Annotated in this window: 16 protein-coding genes and 1 pseudogene; 13 read left to right on the top strand and 4 right to left on the bottom strand. The window is 71.9% G+C overall.

What is annotated here, in order from left to right; genetic code table 11:
- Positions 1–6 precede the first annotated feature (6 nt).
- The 5 genes from ACFPIJ_RS34190 (at position 7) to ACFPIJ_RS34170 (ending at position 4,917) form a co-directional block, all read left to right on the top strand.
- On the top strand, positions 7–372 hold the full coding sequence (locus tag ACFPIJ_RS34190) for a hypothetical protein (protein ID WP_380121362.1): 366 nt from the start codon (positions 7–9) through the stop codon (positions 370–372).
- 76 nt (positions 373–448) lie between these two features.
- Positions 449–835, top strand: coding sequence for a hypothetical protein (locus ACFPIJ_RS34185; RefSeq protein WP_380121361.1), 387 nt, complete (start codon positions 449–451; stop codon positions 833–835).
- 122 nt (positions 836–957) lie between these two features.
- The gene (locus ACFPIJ_RS34180; protein ID WP_380121359.1) at positions 958–1,500 is read left to right on the top strand and encodes a TetR/AcrR family transcriptional regulator; all 543 of its coding nucleotides are present in this window, start codon (positions 958–960) and stop codon (positions 1,498–1,500) included.
- Between the two features lie 24 nt (positions 1,501–1,524).
- The gene (locus ACFPIJ_RS34175; RefSeq protein WP_380121357.1) at positions 1,525–3,702 is read left to right on the top strand and encodes an MMPL family transporter; all 2,178 of its coding nucleotides are present in this window, start codon (positions 1,525–1,527) and stop codon (positions 3,700–3,702) included.
- 381 nt (positions 3,703–4,083) lie between these two features.
- The gene (locus tag ACFPIJ_RS34170) at positions 4,084–4,917 is read left to right on the top strand and encodes an NAD(P)H-binding protein (RefSeq protein ID WP_380121355.1); all 834 of its coding nucleotides are present in this window, start codon (positions 4,084–4,086) and stop codon (positions 4,915–4,917) included.
- Here the strand turns inward: ACFPIJ_RS34170 and ACFPIJ_RS34165 are convergent.
- Positions 4,904–5,227 (bottom strand): hypothetical protein, encoded by a 324-nt coding sequence (locus ACFPIJ_RS34165; RefSeq protein WP_380121353.1) that lies wholly within the window; start codon positions 5,225–5,227, stop codon positions 4,904–4,906. The genes ACFPIJ_RS34170 and ACFPIJ_RS34165 overlap by 14 nt on opposite strands.
- 32 nt (positions 5,228–5,259) lie before the next feature.
- Here ACFPIJ_RS34165 and ACFPIJ_RS34160 point away from each other — a divergent pair, with 32 nt between their 5' ends.
- The 3 genes from ACFPIJ_RS34160 (at position 5,260) to ACFPIJ_RS34150 (ending at position 8,332) form a co-directional block, all read left to right on the top strand.
- The gene (locus ACFPIJ_RS34160) at positions 5,260–5,817 is read left to right on the top strand and encodes a phosphoribosyltransferase family protein (protein ID WP_380121351.1); all 558 of its coding nucleotides are present in this window, start codon (positions 5,260–5,262) and stop codon (positions 5,815–5,817) included.
- A 90-nt stretch (positions 5,818–5,907) separates the two neighbouring features.
- Positions 5,908–7,527: a chitinase gene (locus tag ACFPIJ_RS34155; RefSeq protein ID WP_380121349.1), complete on the top strand. Its 1,620-nt coding sequence runs from the start codon at positions 5,908–5,910 to the stop codon at positions 7,525–7,527.
- 10 nt (positions 7,528–7,537) lie between these two features.
- The gene (locus ACFPIJ_RS34150; RefSeq protein ID WP_380121347.1) at positions 7,538–8,332 is read left to right on the top strand and encodes a serine hydrolase domain-containing protein; all 795 of its coding nucleotides are present in this window, start codon (positions 7,538–7,540) and stop codon (positions 8,330–8,332) included.
- A 225-nt stretch (positions 8,333–8,557) separates the two neighbouring features.
- On the opposite strand, the pseudogene ACFPIJ_RS34145 reads toward ACFPIJ_RS34150, so the two are convergent.
- A pseudogene (locus tag ACFPIJ_RS34145) lies at positions 8,558–10,288 on the bottom strand (S8 family serine peptidase); the annotation flags it as partial.
- Between the two features lie 210 nt (positions 10,289–10,498).
- Between ACFPIJ_RS34145 and ACFPIJ_RS34140 the strand changes: the two are divergent.
- From ACFPIJ_RS34140 to ACFPIJ_RS34125, 4 genes are all read left to right on the top strand, one after another.
- Positions 10,499–10,747 (top strand): SCO4848 family membrane protein, encoded by a 249-nt coding sequence (locus ACFPIJ_RS34140; protein WP_380121345.1) that lies wholly within the window; start codon positions 10,499–10,501, stop codon positions 10,745–10,747.
- Positions 10,748–10,783: 36 nt separating this feature from the next.
- On the top strand, positions 10,784–12,139 hold the full coding sequence (locus tag ACFPIJ_RS34135; protein ID WP_380121344.1) for a dihydrolipoyl dehydrogenase family protein: 1,356 nt from the start codon (positions 10,784–10,786) through the stop codon (positions 12,137–12,139).
- A 76-nt stretch (positions 12,140–12,215) separates the two neighbouring features.
- Complete coding sequence (locus tag ACFPIJ_RS34130; RefSeq protein ID WP_380121342.1) at positions 12,216–14,504, top strand: putative bifunctional diguanylate cyclase/phosphodiesterase; 2,289 nt, start codon at positions 12,216–12,218, stop codon at positions 14,502–14,504.
- A gap of 4 nt (positions 14,505–14,508) precedes the next feature.
- On the top strand, positions 14,509–16,548 hold the full coding sequence (locus ACFPIJ_RS34125) for a prolyl oligopeptidase family serine peptidase (protein ID WP_380121340.1): 2,040 nt from the start codon (positions 14,509–14,511) through the stop codon (positions 16,546–16,548).
- On the opposite strand, the gene ACFPIJ_RS34120 is transcribed toward ACFPIJ_RS34125, so the two are convergent.
- The gene (locus ACFPIJ_RS34120) at positions 16,538–17,881 is read right to left on the bottom strand and encodes an MFS transporter (RefSeq protein ID WP_380121338.1); all 1,344 of its coding nucleotides are present in this window, start codon (positions 17,879–17,881) and stop codon (positions 16,538–16,540) included. The two genes, ACFPIJ_RS34125 and ACFPIJ_RS34120, sit on opposite strands and share 11 nt — an antisense overlap.
- 129 nt (positions 17,882–18,010) lie before the next feature.
- On the opposite strand from ACFPIJ_RS34120, the gene ACFPIJ_RS34115 reads away from it, so the two are divergent.
- Positions 18,011–18,664 (top strand): hypothetical protein, encoded by a 654-nt coding sequence (locus ACFPIJ_RS34115; protein ID WP_380121335.1) that lies wholly within the window; start codon positions 18,011–18,013, stop codon positions 18,662–18,664.
- Here the strand turns inward: ACFPIJ_RS34115 and ACFPIJ_RS34110 are convergent.
- Entirely contained in the window at positions 18,639–20,006 is a 1,368-nt protein-coding gene (locus ACFPIJ_RS34110) for an MFS transporter (RefSeq protein ID WP_380121334.1), read from the bottom strand. The genes ACFPIJ_RS34115 and ACFPIJ_RS34110 overlap by 26 nt on opposite strands.
- Between the last annotated feature and the right edge of the window lie 18 nt (positions 20,007–20,024).

Raw genomic sequence — 20,024 nt, 5'->3', positions numbered from 1 at the left:
TCTGTGATGCGGCGGCAGAGCGTGGTGTGGCTGACGGCCGGGGTGCTCGCGGTGGCCGCGGCGACCGGGGCCGTGGCCTGGTTCTCGATGGCGGAGCCGCCGGCGGAGCGCATCTCGATCGACGCGGTCGCTGCCGACGGGCAGCAACTGCACGTGCACCTGACGTTTTCCAGCTGCGACGAGCTTGACCGGATCGACGTCGTCGAGGCGACAGAGGTCGTGCGGCTCAGCGCCTACGTGCACGAACGGCCGTCGCAGACGTGCGGCACGGCGCCGATCGACCAGCGGACGGTGGACCTGTCCCTCCGGGAGCCCCTGGGCAACAGGTCCGTCGTGGACGACGCGACCGGGGGCAACGTCCTCGTCCGCTGAGCCGCGCCACCCTCTGCACATCCGCCGGACATCCACCGTACGCACAACACGTATCGACCACGACTACCGTGTGTTGGTGCGACGGACGTGGAAGCCGAAGATCCGGCTGGGCGTGGCGTGGGTGGCCGCGGCGGTGAGCCAGGTGCTCATCGCAGTTGTGGTGGCATGGCTGACCACCGGCCCCGACGTGTTCCCGGCACATATCGACGCCGTCAACGTCGTGCCCGGCTCGGACGAGCGCACGATCAAGGTGTCCCTGACGTTCTCCAGTTGCATGAAATTCCGCGGGGTCGACGTCGCCGAGGATGCGAGCACGGTGCGGTTCACCGCGCACGTGGTGGCCGCGAAGTCGTGCGGCGAAACGCCCACGACGTCACTGGTCGTGCCGGTGTGGCTCGAGCGACCGCTGCGGCAGCGGTCGATCGTGGACGGCAGCAACCGGGCGCACCTGCACGCCGGCTGACGCCCCGGCGCTCACAACCGGGCGCTGCCCGCCGATGGGCCTGTGAGGTCAGGCACAGAACTGGCCGATCGGTCAGGTTCTGACCGATCGGTCAGGCATGCTGGCCGTCGGAGGTGACCCCCATGGCCCGCAGCAAGACCCGCGACGAGATCCTGACCGCCGCCACCCGCCAGTTCGCCGAGTCCGGCTACAAGGGCACGTCGTTGCAGGACATCGCCGCCGAGGTGGGCTGCTCCAAGGCAACCCTGCTGTATCACTTCGACAGCAAGGACGCGATCCTCGCCGAGCTGTGCGCGCCCGCCATCGCCGAGCTCCGCGACCTGCTGGACCAGGTCGCCGCCGCGGCCGACCCCGATGCCGCGCGGAAGATCGCGGTCCAGGGCTTCGTCGACCTCGCGATGCGGCACCGCCGGGAGATCCAGGTCATCTACGGCGACCTGGCGGCCCTGCTGCTGCAGCCCGCCCTGCGGCCGGTGCAGGAGCTGACCGAACAGCTGCACGCGACGCTCGCCGGGACCTCCGGCTCGGCGCAGTCGCGGCTGTCCGCGAAGTTCGTCCTCGCCGGGCTGCCGGCCGTCATCTTCGCCTGCACCGAGTTCGACGACGAGACCCTGCGGGCGGCGCTCATCGCGACCGCCGGCCGGGCGCTGGAATCCCTCTCGTAAACCCTCACGACAAGGACGACCGACATGGCAACCGTGCTCTACCGGCTGGGGCGGGCCTCGTTCCGGCACCGCTGGCTCGTGCTGATCATCTGGGTGGTGGTCCTCGGCGGGCTCGGCGGTGCGGCCGCCGCGTTCAGCGGTGCCACCTCCAGTGACTTCACCATGCCGGGCACCGAGTCGCAGCGGGCGATCGACGCGCTGAAGTCGCAGTTCCCGGAGGCCAGCGGCGCCACCGGCACGATCGTCGTCGCCGCCCCGCAGGGCCAGCAGCTGACCGGGGCGAAGAGCACCGTGGACGGGCTCGTCGCGGAGGCGTCGAAGCTGCCGGGCGTGCTCGGCGCGCTCGACCCGTTCCAGACTGGTGCCGTGTCGCAGGACGGCAGGTACGGGCTGATCACCGTGCAGTTCGCCGACCGCGCCGACAAGGTCACCGACGAGCAGCGCACCGCCTACGAGAACAGCGGCGCCGCAGCCCGGCAGTCCGGGCTGACGGTCGAGCACGGCGGCGAGGTCATGAACAGCGAACCCGAGGTCGGCGGCACCGAGGGCATCGGCGTCCTCATCGCCCTCGTGGTGCTCGTCGTGACGTTCGGCTCGCTGGTCGCGGCCGGCATGACCATGCTCAACGCGCTGATCGGCGTCGGCGCCGGCATGGCCGGGCTGTACGCGCTCAGCGGCGCCGTCCAGCTCACCAGCACCGCGCCGGTGCTCGCGCTGATGCTCGGCCTCGCCGTCGGCATCGACTACTCGCTGTTCATCACCTCGCGGCACCGGCAGAACCTGGTCGAAGGGCTCGCCCCCGACGAGGCCGCCGGGCGGGCCGTCGGCACCGCGGGGTCGGCGGTCGTCTTCGCGGGCGCCACCGTCGTCATCGCCCTCGCCGGCCTGTTCGTCGTCAACATCCCGTTCCTGACCGTCATGGGTCTGGCCGCCGCGGGCACGGTCGCGGTCGCGGTCCTCGTCGCGATCACGCTGCAGCCGGCGCTGCTGGGCTTCGCCGGCCGGCGGATCCTGCCGAGGCGACTGCGCAAGGCAAGCGGGACCGGTGAGTCCGTCGTCCACCACGTCGAGGGGTTCGGCTTCCGCTGGGCCCGGGCGATCACCCGGTTCCGCGTCCCGGTGCTCCTCATCGGCGTCATCGGGCTGGGCGCACTGGCGATCCCGGCCGCGGACATGCGCATCGCGCTGCCCGGGGCCAGCGCCGGCCCCACCGACTCCCCCGCACGCAAGGCCGCCGACCTCATCGACGAGGGCTTCGGCCCCGGCTTCAACGGCCGGCTCGCGCTGGTCGTGTCCACGGACTCGGCCGACACGACGAAGGCGAAGGCGCAGGAGGCCCTCGGCGTCCTGCAGGGCACCCCGAACCTCCTGGCCGCCACCCCGCCGAACTTCAGCCGCGACGGCAAGACCGCGCTGCTGGCCGTCATCCCGAAGACCGGACCCACCGACGAGGCCACCGAGACGCTCGTCCACGACGTGCGCGCCAGGGTCAAGCAGGTCCAGGGCGCCGACATCGCGCTGACCGGCCAGACCGCCGTCGGCATCGACGTGTCGGAGAAACTGTCCGACGCCATGCCGCGCTACCTGCTGCTGGTCGTCGGGCTGTCGGTGCTGCTGCTGATGCTCGTGTTCCGCTCGATCCTGGTGCCGCTGAAGGCCGCCGCCGGGTTCCTGCTCACCGTCGGCGCCACGTTCGGCATCACCGTCCTGGTGTTCCAGCAGGGGCACCTGGCCTCGCTCGTCGGGCTCGACACGCCCGGCCCGCTGGTCAGCTTCCTGCCGATCCTGCTCATCGGCATCCTGTTCGGCCTCGCCATGGACTACGAGGTGTTCCTGGTCTCCCGGATGCGGGAGGACTACGTGCACGGCGCCGGCCCACAGGAGGCGACGATCAGCGGCATGGGCCACGGCGCCCGGGTCGTCACCGCGGCGGCGCTCATCATGACGTCGGTGTTCGCCGGCTTCATCCTCCTCGACGACCCGGTCATCAAGTCGATGGGCTTCGCCCTCGCCATCGGCGTCGCCATCGACGCGTTCGTGGTCCGCATGACGATCGTGCCGGCGGTCGTGTCGCTGCTCGGCCGCGCCGCCTGGTGGCTGCCGGGCTGGCTGTCGAAGATCCTGCCGAACGTCGACATCGAGGGCGAGAAGCTCCGCGAGCACCTCGCCGCCGTGCCGGAGCCCGAACCCGCGCACGTCTGACGCAACCGCTCGGGCGGCGACAATTCGCTCGCCGCCCGAGCGCCCGGTCACCACACTGGGCGCCGTGGACGACGTGTTCCACGACAACATGCTGTGGCCGGTGGGACGAGGAACACCAGGTCAAGCCGGAGCGGACCGCCCGGGCCGCCAAGGCCGCGGTCGACCGGCTCGGGGCGCGGGCCTGCTGGAACCCGGGCGCGGTACGCTGATCCTGATTCGAAAGGACGTGGTCGCGAGACACGACAAGCCGGAGACGGGGCCCTGGTCGGGGAGCTGACCGAGGGTCGGGGTCTTTTGCCGTTCCCTCCTGGGGCAACGGTGTCGCTCCCTTGTACTTCTCGCCCGGCGCCTGTGCGCGCCGCGATCACCCTTTGGAAGATCATGATTCTCGTCACCGGTGCCACCGGCACCATCGGCTCCGAACTCGTCCCCCTGCTCGCGCGGCGCCACGCCGTGCGCGCCATGACCCGCCGCCCGTCCTTCCCCGGCGCGGTCTACGGTGACCTCGACCGGCCCGAGACCCTGCCCGCCGCGCTCGACGGCGTCACCTCCGTGTTCGTCCTGGTCCCCGGCTACGGCCCGGAGGGTCCCGTCCAGGAACGCTCGCTGGTCGCCGCGGCCCGCGCCGCCGGCGTCCGGCACCTCGTGAAGCTCTCCACCAGCGGCGTCACGTTCGGCGCCACCGACGCGATCTCGACCGGCCACCGCGCCGGCGAGGACGTCATCCGCGAATCCGGGATCCCGTGGACGATCCTGCGGCCGGGGACGTTCATGACGTACCTGGAGCAGTACGCGCACGGCATCGCCCACGACCGCACCATGACCGTCACCGAAACCGACCCGGTCTCGGCGATGGTCCACCCCCTCGACGTGGCCGCCGTCGCCGCGACCGTGCTCACCCGCCCGGGCCACATCGGGCAGGAGTACACGATCACCGGGCCGTCGGCGCTGTCACCGGCCCAGCAGGCGGACACCATCGCCTCGGCGATCGACACCCCGGTGCGGCTCGTCGTGCGCACCGTGGCGCAGACCCGCGCGGCGTTCGAGGCCCGCGGCTGGGGCGGCCCCCGGCTGGAGTCGCTGCTCGAGCTCAAACGGCAGTCGGGCGCCTGGGATCACGCGGTGTTCGACACGGTGCCGCGGGTGACCGGCCGGCCCGCGCTGACCCTGAGCGACTGGGTCGAGGACCACGTGGACCTGTTCACCGGCGCCTGACCACCACATCCATTTCGAGGTCCCGGCCAAGCGCGCCTTTCAGACCGAGCAGCAACGCCTCGCCGCGCCGGCGGTAGTCGCGCAGCCGCGGCACCTCGACCGTCGCCGCGGTGACGGCGTCACCCAGGTCGAACAGCGCGCGCAGCGACCCGGTCAGGAACAGGGTCGCCGCGGCGACGGCCACCAGCACCCGTGGCGGGGCGTCCCAGCCGGGCTCCCGCCACGGGCGCGGCGAGGGCGACCGCAGTGTCGCGGGCCGGCCGGTGTCCAGGCCGGCCCGCACCGCGTCCCGGTCGGTCCGGGCCTTCACGCATCCGTCCACCCGGACCGTAGCCTTGCCGCGTGACCGGATCCGAGGTGCGGCAGGTGCGGGCACGGCTTCGTGACGCGTTCGTCTGGCGGGGTGACAGCACCGACGAGAGCCGGTACGCCGACGTCACCGGCTGGTGGCGGGACCCCGAGCTGCTCCAGCTGCTCGGGCCCGCCCTGGCCGGGTTGTTTGCGGAGGCGGCGCCCACCGTGGTGCTCGGGCCGGACTCGCGGGGCTCGCTCATCGGGCCGCTCGTCGCGCTGCACCTGAGGGTCGGGTTCGTCGAGGTCCGCAAGAACCGTGCGCCCGCCGCCGACAGCGACCAGTGGATCCGGCGCACGACCCCGCCGGACTACCGGGACCGGCATCTGGAGCTCGGGTTCCGCCGGGACCTGATCCACTCCTCCGACCGGGTCCTCGTCGTCGACGACTGGATCGACACCGGCAGTCAGGCGCGGACCGTGCACGCGATGGTCGCCGGCGCCGGCGCCACGTGGGTCGGGGTCGGCTGCGTCGTGGACGCGCTCGACGACCCGCGGCTGCGCCGGGACCTGCGGGTGCGCTCCCTGCTGCACCGCCGCGATCTCTGACCCGACGACAGACGCGAACGAAGAGGGTCCTTTACAAGAACCGTAAACAAACTTAATAATGGCGAGCACCGTCGATGGAGGTCCACCCCCATGAAGCGCATCGCGCTCATCCTCGGCGCCGCGATCCTGCTGGTGACCGGTCTGCTCGTAACCACGAATGCCTATGCTGCCAACCTGTTGACCAACCCCGGGTTCGAGAGCGGCTCGCTGGCCGGCTGGGCCTGCACCGGCAGCGGCTCCGGGGTCGTCACCACTCCCGTACACGGCGGGTCCTACGCCCTGAACGGCAACGCCACCGCCTCCGACACCGCCCAGTGCACGCAGACCGTGGCGGTCCAGCCGAACACCGCGTACACGCTGACCGGATGGGTCCGCGGCTCGTACGTGTACCTCGGCGTCACCGGCGGCCCGTCCACCTGGACCAGCGGCACCGCCTACAGCAAGCTGACCGTGCCGTTCACCACCGCCGCCGGGCAGACCTCCGTCCAGGTCTACCTGCACGGCTGGTACGGCACCGGCGCGTACAACGCCGACGACATCTCCCTCGACGGCCCGGGCGGCCAGCCCAGCCCGACGACCGCCTCGCCGTCGCCCAGCCGGTCCACAAGCCCGTCCGCCAGTCCCAGCGCGTCGCCGTCGAAGTCGCCGTCCACCTCGCCGTCGCCGTCCACCTCGCAGCCGCCGGTGACCGGGCTGCCGAAGCACGCGCTCATCGGCTACCTGCACGCCAGCTTCGCCAACGGCTCCGGATACGTGCGGGTCGCCGACATCCCGGCCGCCTGGGACATCATCAACCTGTCGTTCGGGGAGCCGACCTCGGTCACGTCCGGCGACATCCGGTTCAACCGCTGCCCGGTCGCCGAGTGTCCGAACGTGGAGTCCGACGCCGACTTCCTCGCCGCGATCAAGGCCAAGCAGGCCCAGGGCAAGAAGGTTCTGATCTCCATCGGCGGGCAGAACGGCCAGGTGCAGCTCACCACCACGGCGGCCCGGGACGCGTTCGTCAACTCGGTCAGCGCGATCATCGACCGGTGGGGCCTGGACGGCCTCGACATCGACTTCGAGGGCCACTCGCTGTACCTGAACGCCGGCGACAGCGATTTCCGCAACCCGACCACGCCCGTCGTGGTGAACCTGATCGCCGCGCTCAAGTCGCTGAAGGCGAAGTACGGCACGAAGTTCGTGCTGACCATGGCGCCGGAGACGTTCTTCGTGCAGCTCGGGTACCAGTTCTACGGCGGCACCAGCGCCGGGGACAACCGGGCCGGGTCCTACCTGCCCGTCATCCACGCGGTCCGCGACTTCCTCACCGTGCTGCACGTCCAGGACTACAACTCGGGTCCGATCACCGGCCTGGACAACCAGTACCACCAGATGGGCGGCGCCGACTTCCACATCGCGATGACCGACATGATCAAGGCCGGGTTCCCGGTCGCGAACACCGGTCAGACGTTCCCCGGGCTGCGGGCCGACCAGATCGCGTTCGGGGTGCCGGCCGCGGTCAGCGCCGGGAACGGCTATGTGGCGCCGGCCGTCGTCCAGGCCGCCGTCAACTGCCTCGTCAAGGGGACGGGCTGCGGGTCGTACACCTTGCGCGGCGGGACCTCACCGGCCTTCCGCGGGCTCATGACCTGGTCGATCAACTGGGACCGGTACTACAGCTGGGAGTTCATGAACACCCAGGAGCCGTTCCTCAACGCCCTGCCGTAGTTTCGACGGTGTGAGCGCACTGGATCTCGTCAGCACCTGGCCAGTCACCACCGCGTCGGTCGCGGTCGTGGGTCCCGAAGGGGTCCGCGACCGCACCGGTCCGGACGATCCGCTGCCGTGGGCGTCGGTGACGAAGCTGCTGACGGCACTGACCGTGCTCGTCGCGGTCGACAAGGGCGACGTCACGCTCGACGAGCCGGCCGGCCCGGAGGGCTCGACGGTCCGGCACCTGCTCGCGCACACGTCCGGGGTCGCGTTCGACGACGACACGCGGGTCGCCGCGCCCGGCCGGAAGCGGGTCTACTCCAACCGCGGGTTCGAGTACCTGGCGGACTTCGTCCTGACCCGCACCGGCGGCACGTTCGCGGAGCTGCTCACCGAGTCGGTGCTGCGACCGCTCGGCATGGGCGGCACCACCCTGGAGGGCTCACCGGCCGCCGGGGCCCGCGGCCCGCTGTCGGACCTGGCCCTGCTCGGCCAGGAGCTGCTGGACCCCTCGCTCGTCCCCGACCTGATGCCGGAGGCCGTGTCCGTGCAGTTCCCCGGGGTTTCGGGGGTACTGCCGGGCTTCGGCCGTCAGGACCCGAACGACTGGGGTCTGGGCTTCGAGATCCGCGACGGGAAGTCCCCGCACTGGACCGGTTCCCGCAACTCCCCCGCCACCTTCGGTCACTTCGGCCGCAGCGGCACGTTCCTGTGGGTCGACCCGGTCGCGGGCCTCGCCTGCGCGTGCCTCACCGACCGCGACTTCGGCGAGTGGTCCGCCGAGGTCTGGCCGGTGCTGTCCGACGCCGTCCTGGGCTGACGCACGACGAAGGGGCGCCCCCGTGGGCGCCCCTTCGGTGTGCTCATGACCAGCTGGACGTCGACCAGTCGTCGGCGGACCAGTAGTGGCCGCTCCAGTAGTGGCCGGACCAGTAGTGCCCGGTCCAGTACTGCTCGGACCACTCCGGTCGCTCCACGAACCGGTGCCGGTCCACGGCGAGCCCTGCCACGAGGCGGCGGCCCAGGTCCGCGACGCCGACGGCGGGACCCAGCGCTGGTTGTCCTGGTCGAGGCAGTCCCAGATCTGCAGCTGGGTGCCGTTCGCGGAGTTCCAGCCGTCCACGTCGAGGCACTTGCTCGAGCCGACGTTCACCAGCTGGCGGGCGGTGTTGACCCGCCACTGCTGGGCCGGCGTGCCGTTGCAGTCGTAGAGCTGGACCTTGGTGCCGTTGGCGGTGCCGGCCGCGGTGACGTCCATGCACTTGCCGAGGGCCTGCGCGGTGCCGTCCGCGGCGAGGACCCAGTACTGCGCCGGGGTGTTGTTGCAGTCGTACAACTGGATCGGCGTGCCGTTGATGTTCTGCCGGTTCTGCACGTCGATGCACTTGCCCGCGAAACCGGTGACCTGTCCCGTGCCGCCGGTCCCGCCCGCGCCGGTCCAGGTGTCGCCGGCCATGCGGTACCCCATCCACATGCCGCCGTTCCAGGACGTCCTGCTCGCGGCGAGGTTGGCCCAGGCGGTGCCGTTGAACGGGCCGAAGATGGAGTTCTCGCCCTTGAGCTCGATGTTGTTGAACGACAGGTGGTTGCCGCCGCGGGTGGTCTCCAGGGAGCCGGTGCCGGTGCCCTTCGCGGTGGTCTGCGTCGCGGACGGGGTGGCCGCGGCGACGGCGGCGGAGACGTTGAGCTCCTTGAGGCCCTGCGTCTTCGCCGCGCCCGTGGTCAGCGCGGTCGCGCTGCTCGTCAACAGCTTCTTGACCTGGTCGGGGGTCAGCGACGGGCGCTGCTGCAGCAGCAGCGCCACCGCGGCGGCGGTCACGGCCGCGGCCTGCGACGTGCCGCTGCCCTTGAAGCCGGTGTCGCCGACGCGGGCCGTCGGGTACTGCTGGTCGACGTTGGAGCCCGGGTCGCGCAGCGACACGATCGACGTGCCGGGCGCCAGGATGTCGACCTTGCGGGCCTGGTTGGAGTTGTTGGTGTACGTGGCCAGGTCGTCGTCGGTCATGGCGATGGTGTTGTTGGTGGTGGACGCGCCGACCGCCAGGACGAACGGGTCCATCGCCGGGTTGGTGAGCGCGGTGGTGGTGTTGCCGTCGTTGCCGGCGGCGACGACGACCACGATGCCGGCCTGCCACGCCTGCTCGACGGCGAACATCAGCGGGTCGACGGTGGAGGCCGACATGCCGCTGGAGCCGTAGGACAGGTTCAGCACCCGGATCGGGCTGGCCGGGTCGTGGTTGCGGTTCTGCACGACCCAGTCGATCGCGGCGATCATCTGCGACACGTCGTTGGCGCCGGTGGCGGTGCCGACCTTGACGGAGGTCACCTTCGCCTTCGGGGCGAGGCCGATCGTGCCCGACGCCGCGTCGTTGCCGACCATGATGCCGGCCATGTGCGTGCCGTGGCCGAACGTGTCCAGGTAGCGCAGCTGGCCCGACTGCGACTCGAACGACAGGTCGGGACCGTTGACGACCTGCGCCGCCGGGAGCCCGGCGACCGGGGCGACCCCGGTGTCGATCAGCGCGATGCCGACCCCCTGGCCGGTCAGCGACGCCGCGGCGCCACTGTCGGCCTTGATGATCGACCGCACGCTCTTGAGCGTGGTGCCGGCACCCGCCGGCCACTCGTCGGCGGACCAGCCGCCACCCAGGCGGCTCGCGCCGGCCTCAGGGCTGGTCGCGGCCGCGGCTGGACCGCCGACCCCGATCAGGCCCAACGACGTCGCGACGGCTACCAGCCCCGACGCGCCAGCGCGCAGTCGACGACGGCCCGTCATCGGCTTCATCATCCGCATCTCCCCATCCATGGAGCACGAACGCACTCACTCCGTGCGTTCGAATCACCACGATGCGGTGCCATACACCGAAAGTCACGGGCCGGTGACCAGAATGCGCCGAACGCCTGACAGGCTTTCTGACCTGCTGTCATACCCCCCGCCGGCGGTCACCCCGAACACCCGACAGCCGGGCGCTGGCATACTGCGGCCGTGGTGTTGTCCCGGCGGTGGTCCCTGGTCCTGATCGTGGTCGCGGTGTGGAGCTGGCTGATCTGGCCGCGGTTCCTGCTGGCCATCTGGGACGACGAGCGGTCGTGGACGGCCCCGCACGGCTCGGCGTTCTTCTGGATCCACGTCCTGCTGATCACGGTGTCGCTCGGGTTCGGCACCGCGGTCGGTGTCCTCGGCGTGCTCGGCCTCCGGGGCCTGCGCGGGTCCAGGAAGAACACCGGACTGTAAGGACGTCGGCCGCCGCGACGCCCTAGGGTTGGGCGCATGGCGGAAACGGTGGACGTGGTGGTGGTCGGGTTGGGTGTCGGCGGCGAGGAGGTCGCCGGGCGCCTCGCCGAGGCCGGCCTGCGCGTGGTCGGCGTCGAGGGCAGGCTCGTCGGCGGCGAGTGCCCCTACTGGGGGTGCGTGCCGAGCAAGATGATGATCCGGGCCGGCAACGCCCTCGCCGAGGCCCGCCGCGTGCCGCAGCTCGCCGGCGCCGCCGACGTGCGCGCCGACTGGGCCCCGGTCGCCCGGCGCATCCGCGACGAGGCCACCGACTCGTGGGACGACAAGGTCGCCGTCGACCGCCTGGTCGGCAAGGGCGTGACCTTCGTCCGCGGCTGGGCGACGATCACCGGCCCCGGTGAGGTCACCGTCGGCGACCGCGTGTTCCATGCCTCCCGCGGGATCGTCCTGGGCACCGGCACCGAGCCGGCGGTCCCCCCGATCGACGGCCTGGCCGGCACCCCGCTGTGGACCAACCGCGAGGCCATCGAGGTCGAGACCCTGCCCGCGTCGCTGATCGTGCTCGGCGGCGGGGCGATCGGCGTCGAGCTGGCCCAGGTCTTCGCCCGCTTCGGCGTGACCGTCACCGTCGTGGAGGCCCTCGACCGGCTCGTCGCCCTCGAGGAGCCGGAGTCCAGCGACCTGGCCCACGACGCGCTGACCCGCGACGGCGTCACCGTCCACGTCGGGGTCAAGGCGTCATCGGTGCACCACGCGGACGGCTTCACCGTCAGCCTGTCCGACGGCCGGACGGTCAGCGCCGAGAAGCTCCTCGTCGCCACCGGCCGCAAGGTCGACCTGTCCAAGCTCGGCGTCGACCGGGTCGGCCTGGACCCGGCCGCCCGCAGCGTCACCGTCGACGAGCGGATGCGCGCCGCCGACAAGGTCTGGGCCGTCGGCGACGTGACCGGCCACGGCGCGTTCACCCACATGGCGATGTACCAGGCGGGCATCGCCGTGCGCGACATCCTCGGCCAGGACGGCCCGCCGGCCGACTACCGGGCCACGCCCCGGGTGACGTTCACCGACCCGGAGATCGGCGCCGTCGGCCTCACCGAGGCGCAGGCCCGCGCCGCCGGCACCCGGGTCAGGGTCGGCACCGGCCAGGTCCCGTCGTCGTCCCGCGGCTGGATCCACAAGGTGGGCAACGAGGGCTTCATCAAGCTGGTCGAGGACGCCGACCGCGGCGTCCTGGTCGGCGCGACCTCGGCCGGCCCGGTCGGCGGCGAGGTCCTGTCGGCCCTGGCGGTCGCGGTCCACGCGCAGGTCCCGGTGGAGACGCTGCGCCACATGATCTACGCGTACCCCACCTTCCACCGGGGCATCGAGGACGCGCTGCGCGACCTGCACTGAGGAAGCCCGCCTTTGCTCAGAATGCGATCCGGCACGCCGATAGGATGCGCACGACGAGAAGGCTGGAGGTGCCCGGGTGGTCCTGCGCCGCGACCGGCTCTGGCTCGCGCTCCTGGCGCTCGGCGCCCTGTGCACCGCGCTGTTCGCGCTGGACGTCGCCGCCGACCTCGCCTCTGCGGTGATCGGCGTCGTGTGCATCCTGGCCTGGGCGTTCGGGCCACGCCTGCACGCCGTGCACCCGCGCCGGCCGTGGCGGCTGATGACGGCGGCCGCGTCGTTCTTCCTCGTCGGGATCATCGTGCGGGCGATGCTGGTCGACCAGCCCGCGCCGGTCGCGCAGATCGGCGACGCGTTCACCATCTGCGGGTTCGGGTTCTTCATCGCGTCCCTGGTCACGTTCCAGAGCCGGTGGGGCATGGACCGGCACGCGCTGGTCGACGGGCTCATCGTGTGCATCGGCTCGGCGCTCGCCTCGACGCTGCTGTTCGTGCTGCCGGCCGCGTCGATCCCCGGCCGGCCGCTCATCGTCACCCTCATCGCCGGGCTGTATCCGCTGCTGGACACCGTCACCGTCCTGCTGGTGGCCAACCTCGCGTTCACCACCGCCAAGCGGCAGCCGTCGTTCATGCTGATGGGCGCCATGATGGTGCTGGTCTTCGCCGGCGACCTCGGCTACGCGATCATCGGGCGCCACGGCGACGTGATCGGGCCCCGGCTGATGGCGCTGCCGTTCCTGCTGGCGTTCACCCTCGGCGGGGCCGCCGCGCTGCACCCGACGGCGAAGGCCCTCGCACGGGCCATACCGCTGCCGATCCAGGCGTGGTCGGTGCCGCGGATGCTGCTGATCGGCCCGGCGGTCGCGGTGCCGTTCGTGCTCACCGTCACCCTCAGCGCCGACACGCCGGTGAAGCGCTGGGCCCTCGGCCTCGGCGGCGCCGCGATCGTCGCGCTGCTGCTGGTGCGGGCCTCCGCCGCGGTGCAGAGCCACGCCGCCGCGCAGCGGCGCTTCGAGCACCAGGCGACCCACGACCCCCTCACCGACCTGCCGAACCGGCGGATGCTCAGCATCATGGTCGAGCGGCTGCTCGGCGACGAACGCAGCCACGAGCGGGGCGACCGGGCCGCGAACGTGTGGATGTTCTACCTCGACCTCGACGGGTTCAAGCTGGTCAACGACTCCTGGGGGCACCCGGCCGGCGACCAGCTCATCGTCGCCGTCGGCACCAGGCTGCGGCAGGCACTGCCGGACACCGCGACGATCGCCCGGGTCGGCGGCGACGAGTTCGTCATCGTGCAGCGCTGCACCGAGCCGGAGGCGATGGCCAACGCCCGTCGGATCATGGAGTGCGTCGAGCACCCCCTGGAGGTCATCACCGCCGAGGGCGGCAGCGCCGAGGTGGTCATCGGCGCGTCGATGGGCATCGTGCAGGCGCCCAGGAACACCCGCGCCGACCGGGCCGACTCGCTCATGCGCGACGCCGACACCGCGATGTACCGGGCGAAGGAGTCCGGCCGCAACCGCTGGACCGTCTTCGACGCCTCGATGCGCGACGCGGTGCGGGAGCGGGTCGAGATCGAGGTGGCGCTGCGCGCCGCCGTCGCGCAGGAGCAGCTCAGCATCGCCTACCAGCCGATCGTCGCGATGGACACCGGCCGGCCCGCCGGCGCCGAGGCGCTGTGCCGGTGGCAGCACCCGGTCCGCGGCTGGATCGGACCCAACATGTTCATCGCCGTCGCCGAGGACTCCAACCTCATCTCCGCGCTCGGCGCCTGGGTGCTGCGCGAGTCGCTGCTGCAGCTGGCCCGGTGGCGCGCCGACGGCGTGGTCGACGACGGCTTCTGGATGTCGGTGAACGTCTCACCGCGGCAGCTCGGCGACCCCGCGTTCGCGGAGCGGCTCGGGCGCACGCTGCGGCAGGTGGGGGTGCCTGCCGCCAACCTGGTCCTGGAGATCACCGAGTCGGTCATGGTCGAGGGCAGTGACCTGACCGAACGGGTCCTCGTGGAACTGCGCGCCCTCGGCGTGCGGATCTCCGTCGACGACTTCGGCACCGGGTTCTCCGCGCTGGGCTACCTGCGCCGGCACCCGGTCACCGGGGTGAAGATCGACCGGTCGTTCGTCAACGGCCTGGGCACCAGCGCCGAGGACGAGGAGATCGTGCGGGCCGTCGTTGCGATGAGCAGCGCCCTGCACCTCGCGGTCGTCGCCGAGGGCGTGGAGACCGAGGCGCAGCGTGATGTGCTCCTTGCGCTGGGTGTACCCCTCGCGCAGGGCTGGCTGTGGGGCCGCGCCGTCGACCCGGCCGCGTTCGCCGCCGCCTGGGCGGTCCGCGTGGCATTGCCCGCGGTCGCTCCGTCAGACTGAACGGATGACCGACACGATCACCGCTGAGGACGCCCACCTCTGGCTCGAGGAGGTCGACGGCGCCGATGCGATGGCCTGGGTCCGGGACCGCAACGCCGAGACCGTCGCCGCGCTCACCGGCGAGGCACGCTTCGCCGAGCTGCGCGACGAGATCCGCATCGTGCTGGACGCCGACGACCGGATCCCGATGATCGCCTGGCACGGTGAACGGGTCTACAACCTGTGGAAGGACGCCGCCCACCCCCGCGGCCTGTGGCGGCGCACCACGCTGGCGGACTACCGCACGGGCGAACCCACCTGGGACACGGTCCTGGACCTCGACGCGCTCGCCGCCACCGAGGATGAGAACTGGGTCTGGCAGGGCGCCACCTACCTGCGCCGCGGCCCCCTCGCCGGCGACCACCGGGCGCTGCTGTCGCTGTCCCGCGGCGGCGCCGACGCCGCCGTCGTGCGCGAGTTCGACCTGGACCGCAAGGAGTTCGTCGCGGACGGCTTCTTCCTGCCCGAGGCGAAGAGCGACGTCAGCTGGATCTCGATCGACGAGATCTTCGTGGGCACGGACACCGGGCCGGGCTCGATGACCTCGTCGGGCTACCCGCGGCAGGTCCGCCGGTGGCGGCGGGGCACGCCCTTCGCCGAGGCCCCGGTGGTCTTCGAGGGCACCGACGACGACGTGTCCGTCCGCGCGTCCAGCGACCCGTCCGCCGCCGGCGAGCGGGCCGTGATCCGCCGGTCGCTGGACTTCTTCCACGCCGAGCGGCACCTGCTCGCCGGGGGTGTGCTGACGAAGCTCGACGTGCCCGACGACGCCGGTGTCGACCTGCACCGCGACTGGCTGCTCATCCGGGTCCGCACCGACTGGGCCGTCGGCGGCACCACCCACCCGGCCGGGTCGCTGCTCATCGTGAACCTGGACGCGTTCCTCGCCGGCAGCCGGGACCTGACGACCCTGTTCACGCCCGACCCGCACACGTCGCTGTCCTACAGCGACTGGACCCACGACGGGCTCATCCTGGTCCTCCTCGCCGACGTGCAGAGCCGCCTCGAGCTGCTGACGTTCGTGGACGGCAGCTGGGAGCGCACCGTGCTGGGCGGCCTCGAGCTGGGCCAGACCGACGTGTGGAACACCAACGCCGACGCCGACGAGCAGTACCTGCTGCTGTCCAGCGGCTTCACGCTCCCGCCGACGCTGCGCCACGGTGTCCTCGGCGGCGACCCGCCGACCACGCTGAAGCAGGGCCCGGCCTATTTCCCCACCGACGGGATCACCACCCGGCAGTTCTTCGCCACCTCCGCCGACGGCACGCAGGTGCCGTACTTCGTCGTCGGCGACCCGTCCGCCGGGCCGGGACCGACGCTGCTGAGCGGCTACGGCGGCTTCGAGGTGTCGCGGGTCCCGTCCTACAGCGCGATCATCGGCCGCGGCTGGCTGGCCCGCGGCGGCACCTACGTGGTGGCGAACATCCGTGGCGGCGGCGAATACGGTCCGCAGTGGCACCGCTCCGCACTGCGGGAGAACCGCCCCCGCGCCTACGAGGACTTCGCCGCGGTCGCCACCGACCTCGTCGAGCGGGGCATCACCACCCGCGCGCAGCTGGGCATCGAGGGCGGCTCCAACGGCGGCCTGCTCATGGGCGTCATGCTGACCCGCTACCCGGAGCTGTTCGGCGCGATCGTGTGCGCGGTGCCGCTGCTGGACATGCGCCGCTACCACCTGCTCCTGGCCGGGGCGTCGTGGACGGCGGAGTACGGCGATCCCGACGTCGCCGACGACTGGGCGTACCTGCGGCTGTTCTCGCCGTATCAGAACATCCGCCAGGGCGTGCCCTACCCGCCGACGCTCATCACCACCTCGACCCGTGACGACCGGGTGCACCCCGGCCACGCCCGCAAGATGGTCGCCCGGCTGCGCGAGCACGGCCACGACGTCAGCTACTACGAGAACATCGAGGGCGGCCACGGCGGCGCCGCGGACAACGCGCAGCTGGCGTTCAAGTGGGCCCTGGCGTTCGAGTTCCTGTGGCGGACGCTGGCTACGGCGTGACCGGCAGTGCCTCGCCGCGGCGCATCGCGGCGAGGTGCTCCGGCCGCATGATGCGCCGGGTGGTGCGCCGGTAGCGCCACACCTGGGCCGCGCCGAGCCCCCACAGCAGGTACTGGATGGCGAACGCCCACTTGTACGCCCCGAGCGTCGGGTGGGCGGCGCCGTCGCGGGTCTGCAGGTCCAGCAGCACCCCGATGCCGATGATCACGACGATGGACGCGGCGAACCCGCCGACGTTGACGATGCCGGTCGCCCCGCCGATCCGCGCCGCCGGATTGAACGATCGCGCGTAGTCGAACCCGATCATCGAGCCGGGCCCATTCACGGCCAGGACCAGGACCAGCCCGGTGAGCACGGCGACCGGCGCCCGGCCGGGCCACAGCAGCACCACGGTCCACGCGAGCGCCGAGCTCGCCACGATGCCCAGCACCAGGGTCGAGCGGTGATACGGCAGCCGCCCGCAGAAGTGCCCGACGACCGGCCCGAGGACGATGCCGCCGACGGTCAGCAGCGACAGCAGCAGCGCCGCGGTCGCCGGGTCGAGGCCTTCGCCCTGCGTCAGGAACGGATACCCCCACAGCAGCGCGAACACGCTGCCGGAGAACTGCGCCACGAAGTGCGTCCACAGGCCGAGCCGCGTCCCGGGGTGCTCCCAGGAGCGCTTCAGCCCCGTGTCGGCGCCTTTCGCGGCTTTTGCCCGCCCCGACCTCGTGTCGGTGTCGGTGTCGGTGTAGGCCTCGGTGTCGGCCTCGGCCTCGGTGTCGCTCTCGGTCTCGGGCTCGGGCGAGTCCTTCAGCGTGAACGCCACCAGGGTGATCGCGGCGGCGCCCAGCCCGGCCGCGCCGACGAACGTGGCCGTCCACCCCGCGTCCCGCAGCAGCACCACCAGCGGCACCGCCGACGACAGCGCGCCGAGCTGCCCGACCATGCCGGTGAGCTGCACCATCAAGGGGTTGCGGCGCGGCGGGTACCACATCGCGACGACCCGCAGCACGCTGATGAACGTCATCGCGTCGCCGACGCCGATGAGCACCCGGGCCGCGATCGCGGGACCGATGTCGTGGGCGTAGGCGAACAGCAGCTGCCCGGCCACCATGAGCAGCCCGCCGCCGACCAGCATGCGCCGCGACCCGAACCGGTCCAGCAGCACCCCGACCGGGATCTGCATGCCGGCGTAGACGGCCAGCTGCGCCACGGACAGCAGCGCCAGCAGGGACGTGCCGACCCCGAAGCGGTCCGCCGCGGCCACCCCGGCCACCCCGAGCGAGGACCGGTGGAACACGGCGATGATGTACGCGGTGAGCCCGATCGCCCACATGACATGTCTGCGCATGGCACCTGCGACGCTAGCGCCGCGCGGCGGTTTCCGGGCCGGTTTGTGACGCCGCTCAAGTGTGGGCTTGCGGACACCCCATACGCTGTCCGGGTCCACTTTGTCTCGCGTCTTTGAGGGCTCCCTGTCATGAGCGACCTGACCGCCACACCCATCCGGTGGGAGCACTCGGGTGACGGCGAGTTCCCGTATCACGCCGAGGTCGACGGTCGCACCCTCACCGTGCGGGTCAACGACTTCCCGGCGGAGCCGCTGTACACCCTCATCGTCGACGGGTCCGAACTGGTCGACCTGGACGACTGGCCCACGGTGTGGCGCCGCCCGCCGGCGCCCGCGCACCTGCTCGACCTGATCGCCCGCCCGATCACCACGGATCTGTTGTGGACCTGGTCACGGCGGATCTGCGGGGTCACCACCGAGCACCCGGCGGAGGTCGCCGCGCTGCTCGGGCTGCCGGCGCCGACGCAGGACGACTTCGGCCGGCTGTTCGTGCAGCCGAGCCCGCCCGGCACCGCGCGGCTCGAACTGTCCTTCGACCGGGCCGGCCTGTCCGCCGTCGTCATCCACTTCACCGAGCCGGCCCTCACCCGGGCCGAGCTCGACGCCTGCTTCGGCCCGAGCCAGGACCTGCCCCGCATCCACTGGGACTCCGCGCACGTGACCGCCCACCGGATCACCGCCCCGGAGGCGCCGCTGACGTGCGTTCTGCTCGCGTATTTCAGCACCCAGCCGGCCCCACCGACCCGCGCCACCAAAATCACGCTGCGCCGCGACCACCACTGACCGCGGCTTCGCCCGTTCCGGCATCCTCGCCGATTTCGGCGGTTCTCACTTCTCCGGGGTTTCTGCCTTCCTCATCGTTTCCGCCCTCCTCGGCCGTTCTGCCTTCTTCGGCGTTTTTGTCGGCCTCGGCGACCGCGGCGTCGATGCGGGCGTTGCTGAACTGAAGGGCGGCATACCCACCCGCGGCGAGCGTGAGCACCGCACCCACCAGGATCGGGGTGCGCAGGTCGCCGGCTCCGACCTTGGCGAGCGCGCCACCGGCCAGCGCGCCCAGGGGCATCACGCCCCAGGCGAACACGCGGTAGATGCCGATGGTGCGGCCCAGCAGCGCGTCCGGGGTCAGGCGCTGCCGGAGCGAGCCATACACCACGTTCCACACGAGGATCGCCCAGCCCGTGAGCGCCCACCCGAGCGCCGCGACATACACCGATCGGGTGGCGGCCGCGAGCAGCAGGCCCAGCCCCGTGACGATCGCGGCGAGGGCCATCGTCCGGCCGCGCCCGGCCCTCGCCGCGACCCACGCGGCGCTCTGGCTGCCGGCCAGCGCGCCGACCGCCGACGTCAGCAGGAAGAACCCGAACGCCGCCTCCGGCACCCCGAGCGTCTCCCGGCTCCACAGCACGACCAGCGCCGTCGACATGGCATTGGCGAACCCCAGCACGACGACCACGGACAGCAGGTTCCGATGCACCCAGTGGCGACGCACGAACCGCAACCCCTGCCCCATCGCCTGCACCATCCGCACCGGTTGCCCGGCCGTCGCCCGGTACGTGCCGGGCAACGCCAGCATCAGCACCACCGCAATGGCGTAACACGCCACGTTGATCCCGAACGCGGCCCCCGCCAGCAGCGCGAACACGGCACTGGCCAGCGGCGGCCCGATGAAGCTCTGCGCCACCAGCTCCGCGCCCAGCAGCCTGCCGTTCGCGGTCTCCAGCCGCTCCCGGTCACCCACCACGGCCGGCACCATCGAGCCGACCGCGTTGTCATACACGGTCTCGCAGGAGCCCAGCACCAGCACGACCGTGTACAGCAGCCACAACGAAGCCCGATCGGCGGCGACCGCGACGAGCAGCACCGCGAGGACCCCGGTGCGGACCACACCGACGAGGAGCGCTAGCCGACGACGGTCATACCGGTCGACCAGCACCCCGGACGGCAGCCCGAGCACCAGCCACGGCAGGAACCCGAGCGCGGTCAGCACCGAGAACGCCAACGGGTCGCTGGTCAGCCGCGCGGCCAGCAGGCCGATCGCGACCCGATACACCCCGTCACCGAGATTGCCCGCGGCCACGGCCGCCCACAACTGGTTGAACCGCCGGCCGAGCCCCCGCTGCGCCATCTTGCCCACCTAACCGGA

The sequence above is a fragment of the Dactylosporangium cerinum genome (assembly GCF_042653625.1).
Taxonomy (GTDB): Bacteria; Actinomycetota; Actinomycetes; order Mycobacteriales; family Micromonosporaceae; genus Dactylosporangium; species Dactylosporangium cerinum.
Note: the sequence above shows the minus strand (reverse complement) of the source record. Positions and strands in the feature narration are given on the sequence as shown.

Coding starts and splice junctions, on each gene's coding strand:
- ACFPIJ_RS34155 (WP_380121349.1), top strand. CDS start 5,908: ATGAAGCGCATCGCGCTCATCCTCGGCGCCGCGATCCTGCTGGTGACC.
- ACFPIJ_RS34115 (WP_380121335.1), top strand. CDS start 18,011: ATGAGCGACCTGACCGCCACACCCATCCGGTGGGAGCACTCGGGTGAC.
- ACFPIJ_RS34120 (WP_380121338.1), bottom strand. CDS start 17,881: ATGCGCAGACATGTCATGTGGGCGATCGGGCTCACCGCGTACATCATC.
- ACFPIJ_RS34175 (WP_380121357.1), top strand. CDS start 1,525: ATGGCAACCGTGCTCTACCGGCTGGGGCGGGCCTCGTTCCGGCACCGC.
- ACFPIJ_RS34180 (WP_380121359.1), top strand. CDS start 958: ATGGCCCGCAGCAAGACCCGCGACGAGATCCTGACCGCCGCCACCCGC.
- ACFPIJ_RS34170 (WP_380121355.1), top strand. CDS start 4,084: ATGATTCTCGTCACCGGTGCCACCGGCACCATCGGCTCCGAACTCGTC.
- ACFPIJ_RS34110 (WP_380121334.1), bottom strand. CDS start 20,006: ATGGCGCAGCGGGGGCTCGGCCGGCGGTTCAACCAGTTGTGGGCGGCC.
- ACFPIJ_RS34125 (WP_380121340.1), top strand. CDS start 14,509: ATGACCGACACGATCACCGCTGAGGACGCCCACCTCTGGCTCGAGGAG.
- ACFPIJ_RS34190 (WP_380121362.1), top strand. CDS start 7: ATGCGGCGGCAGAGCGTGGTGTGGCTGACGGCCGGGGTGCTCGCGGTG.
- ACFPIJ_RS34135 (WP_380121344.1), top strand. CDS start 10,784: ATGGCGGAAACGGTGGACGTGGTGGTGGTCGGGTTGGGTGTCGGCGGC.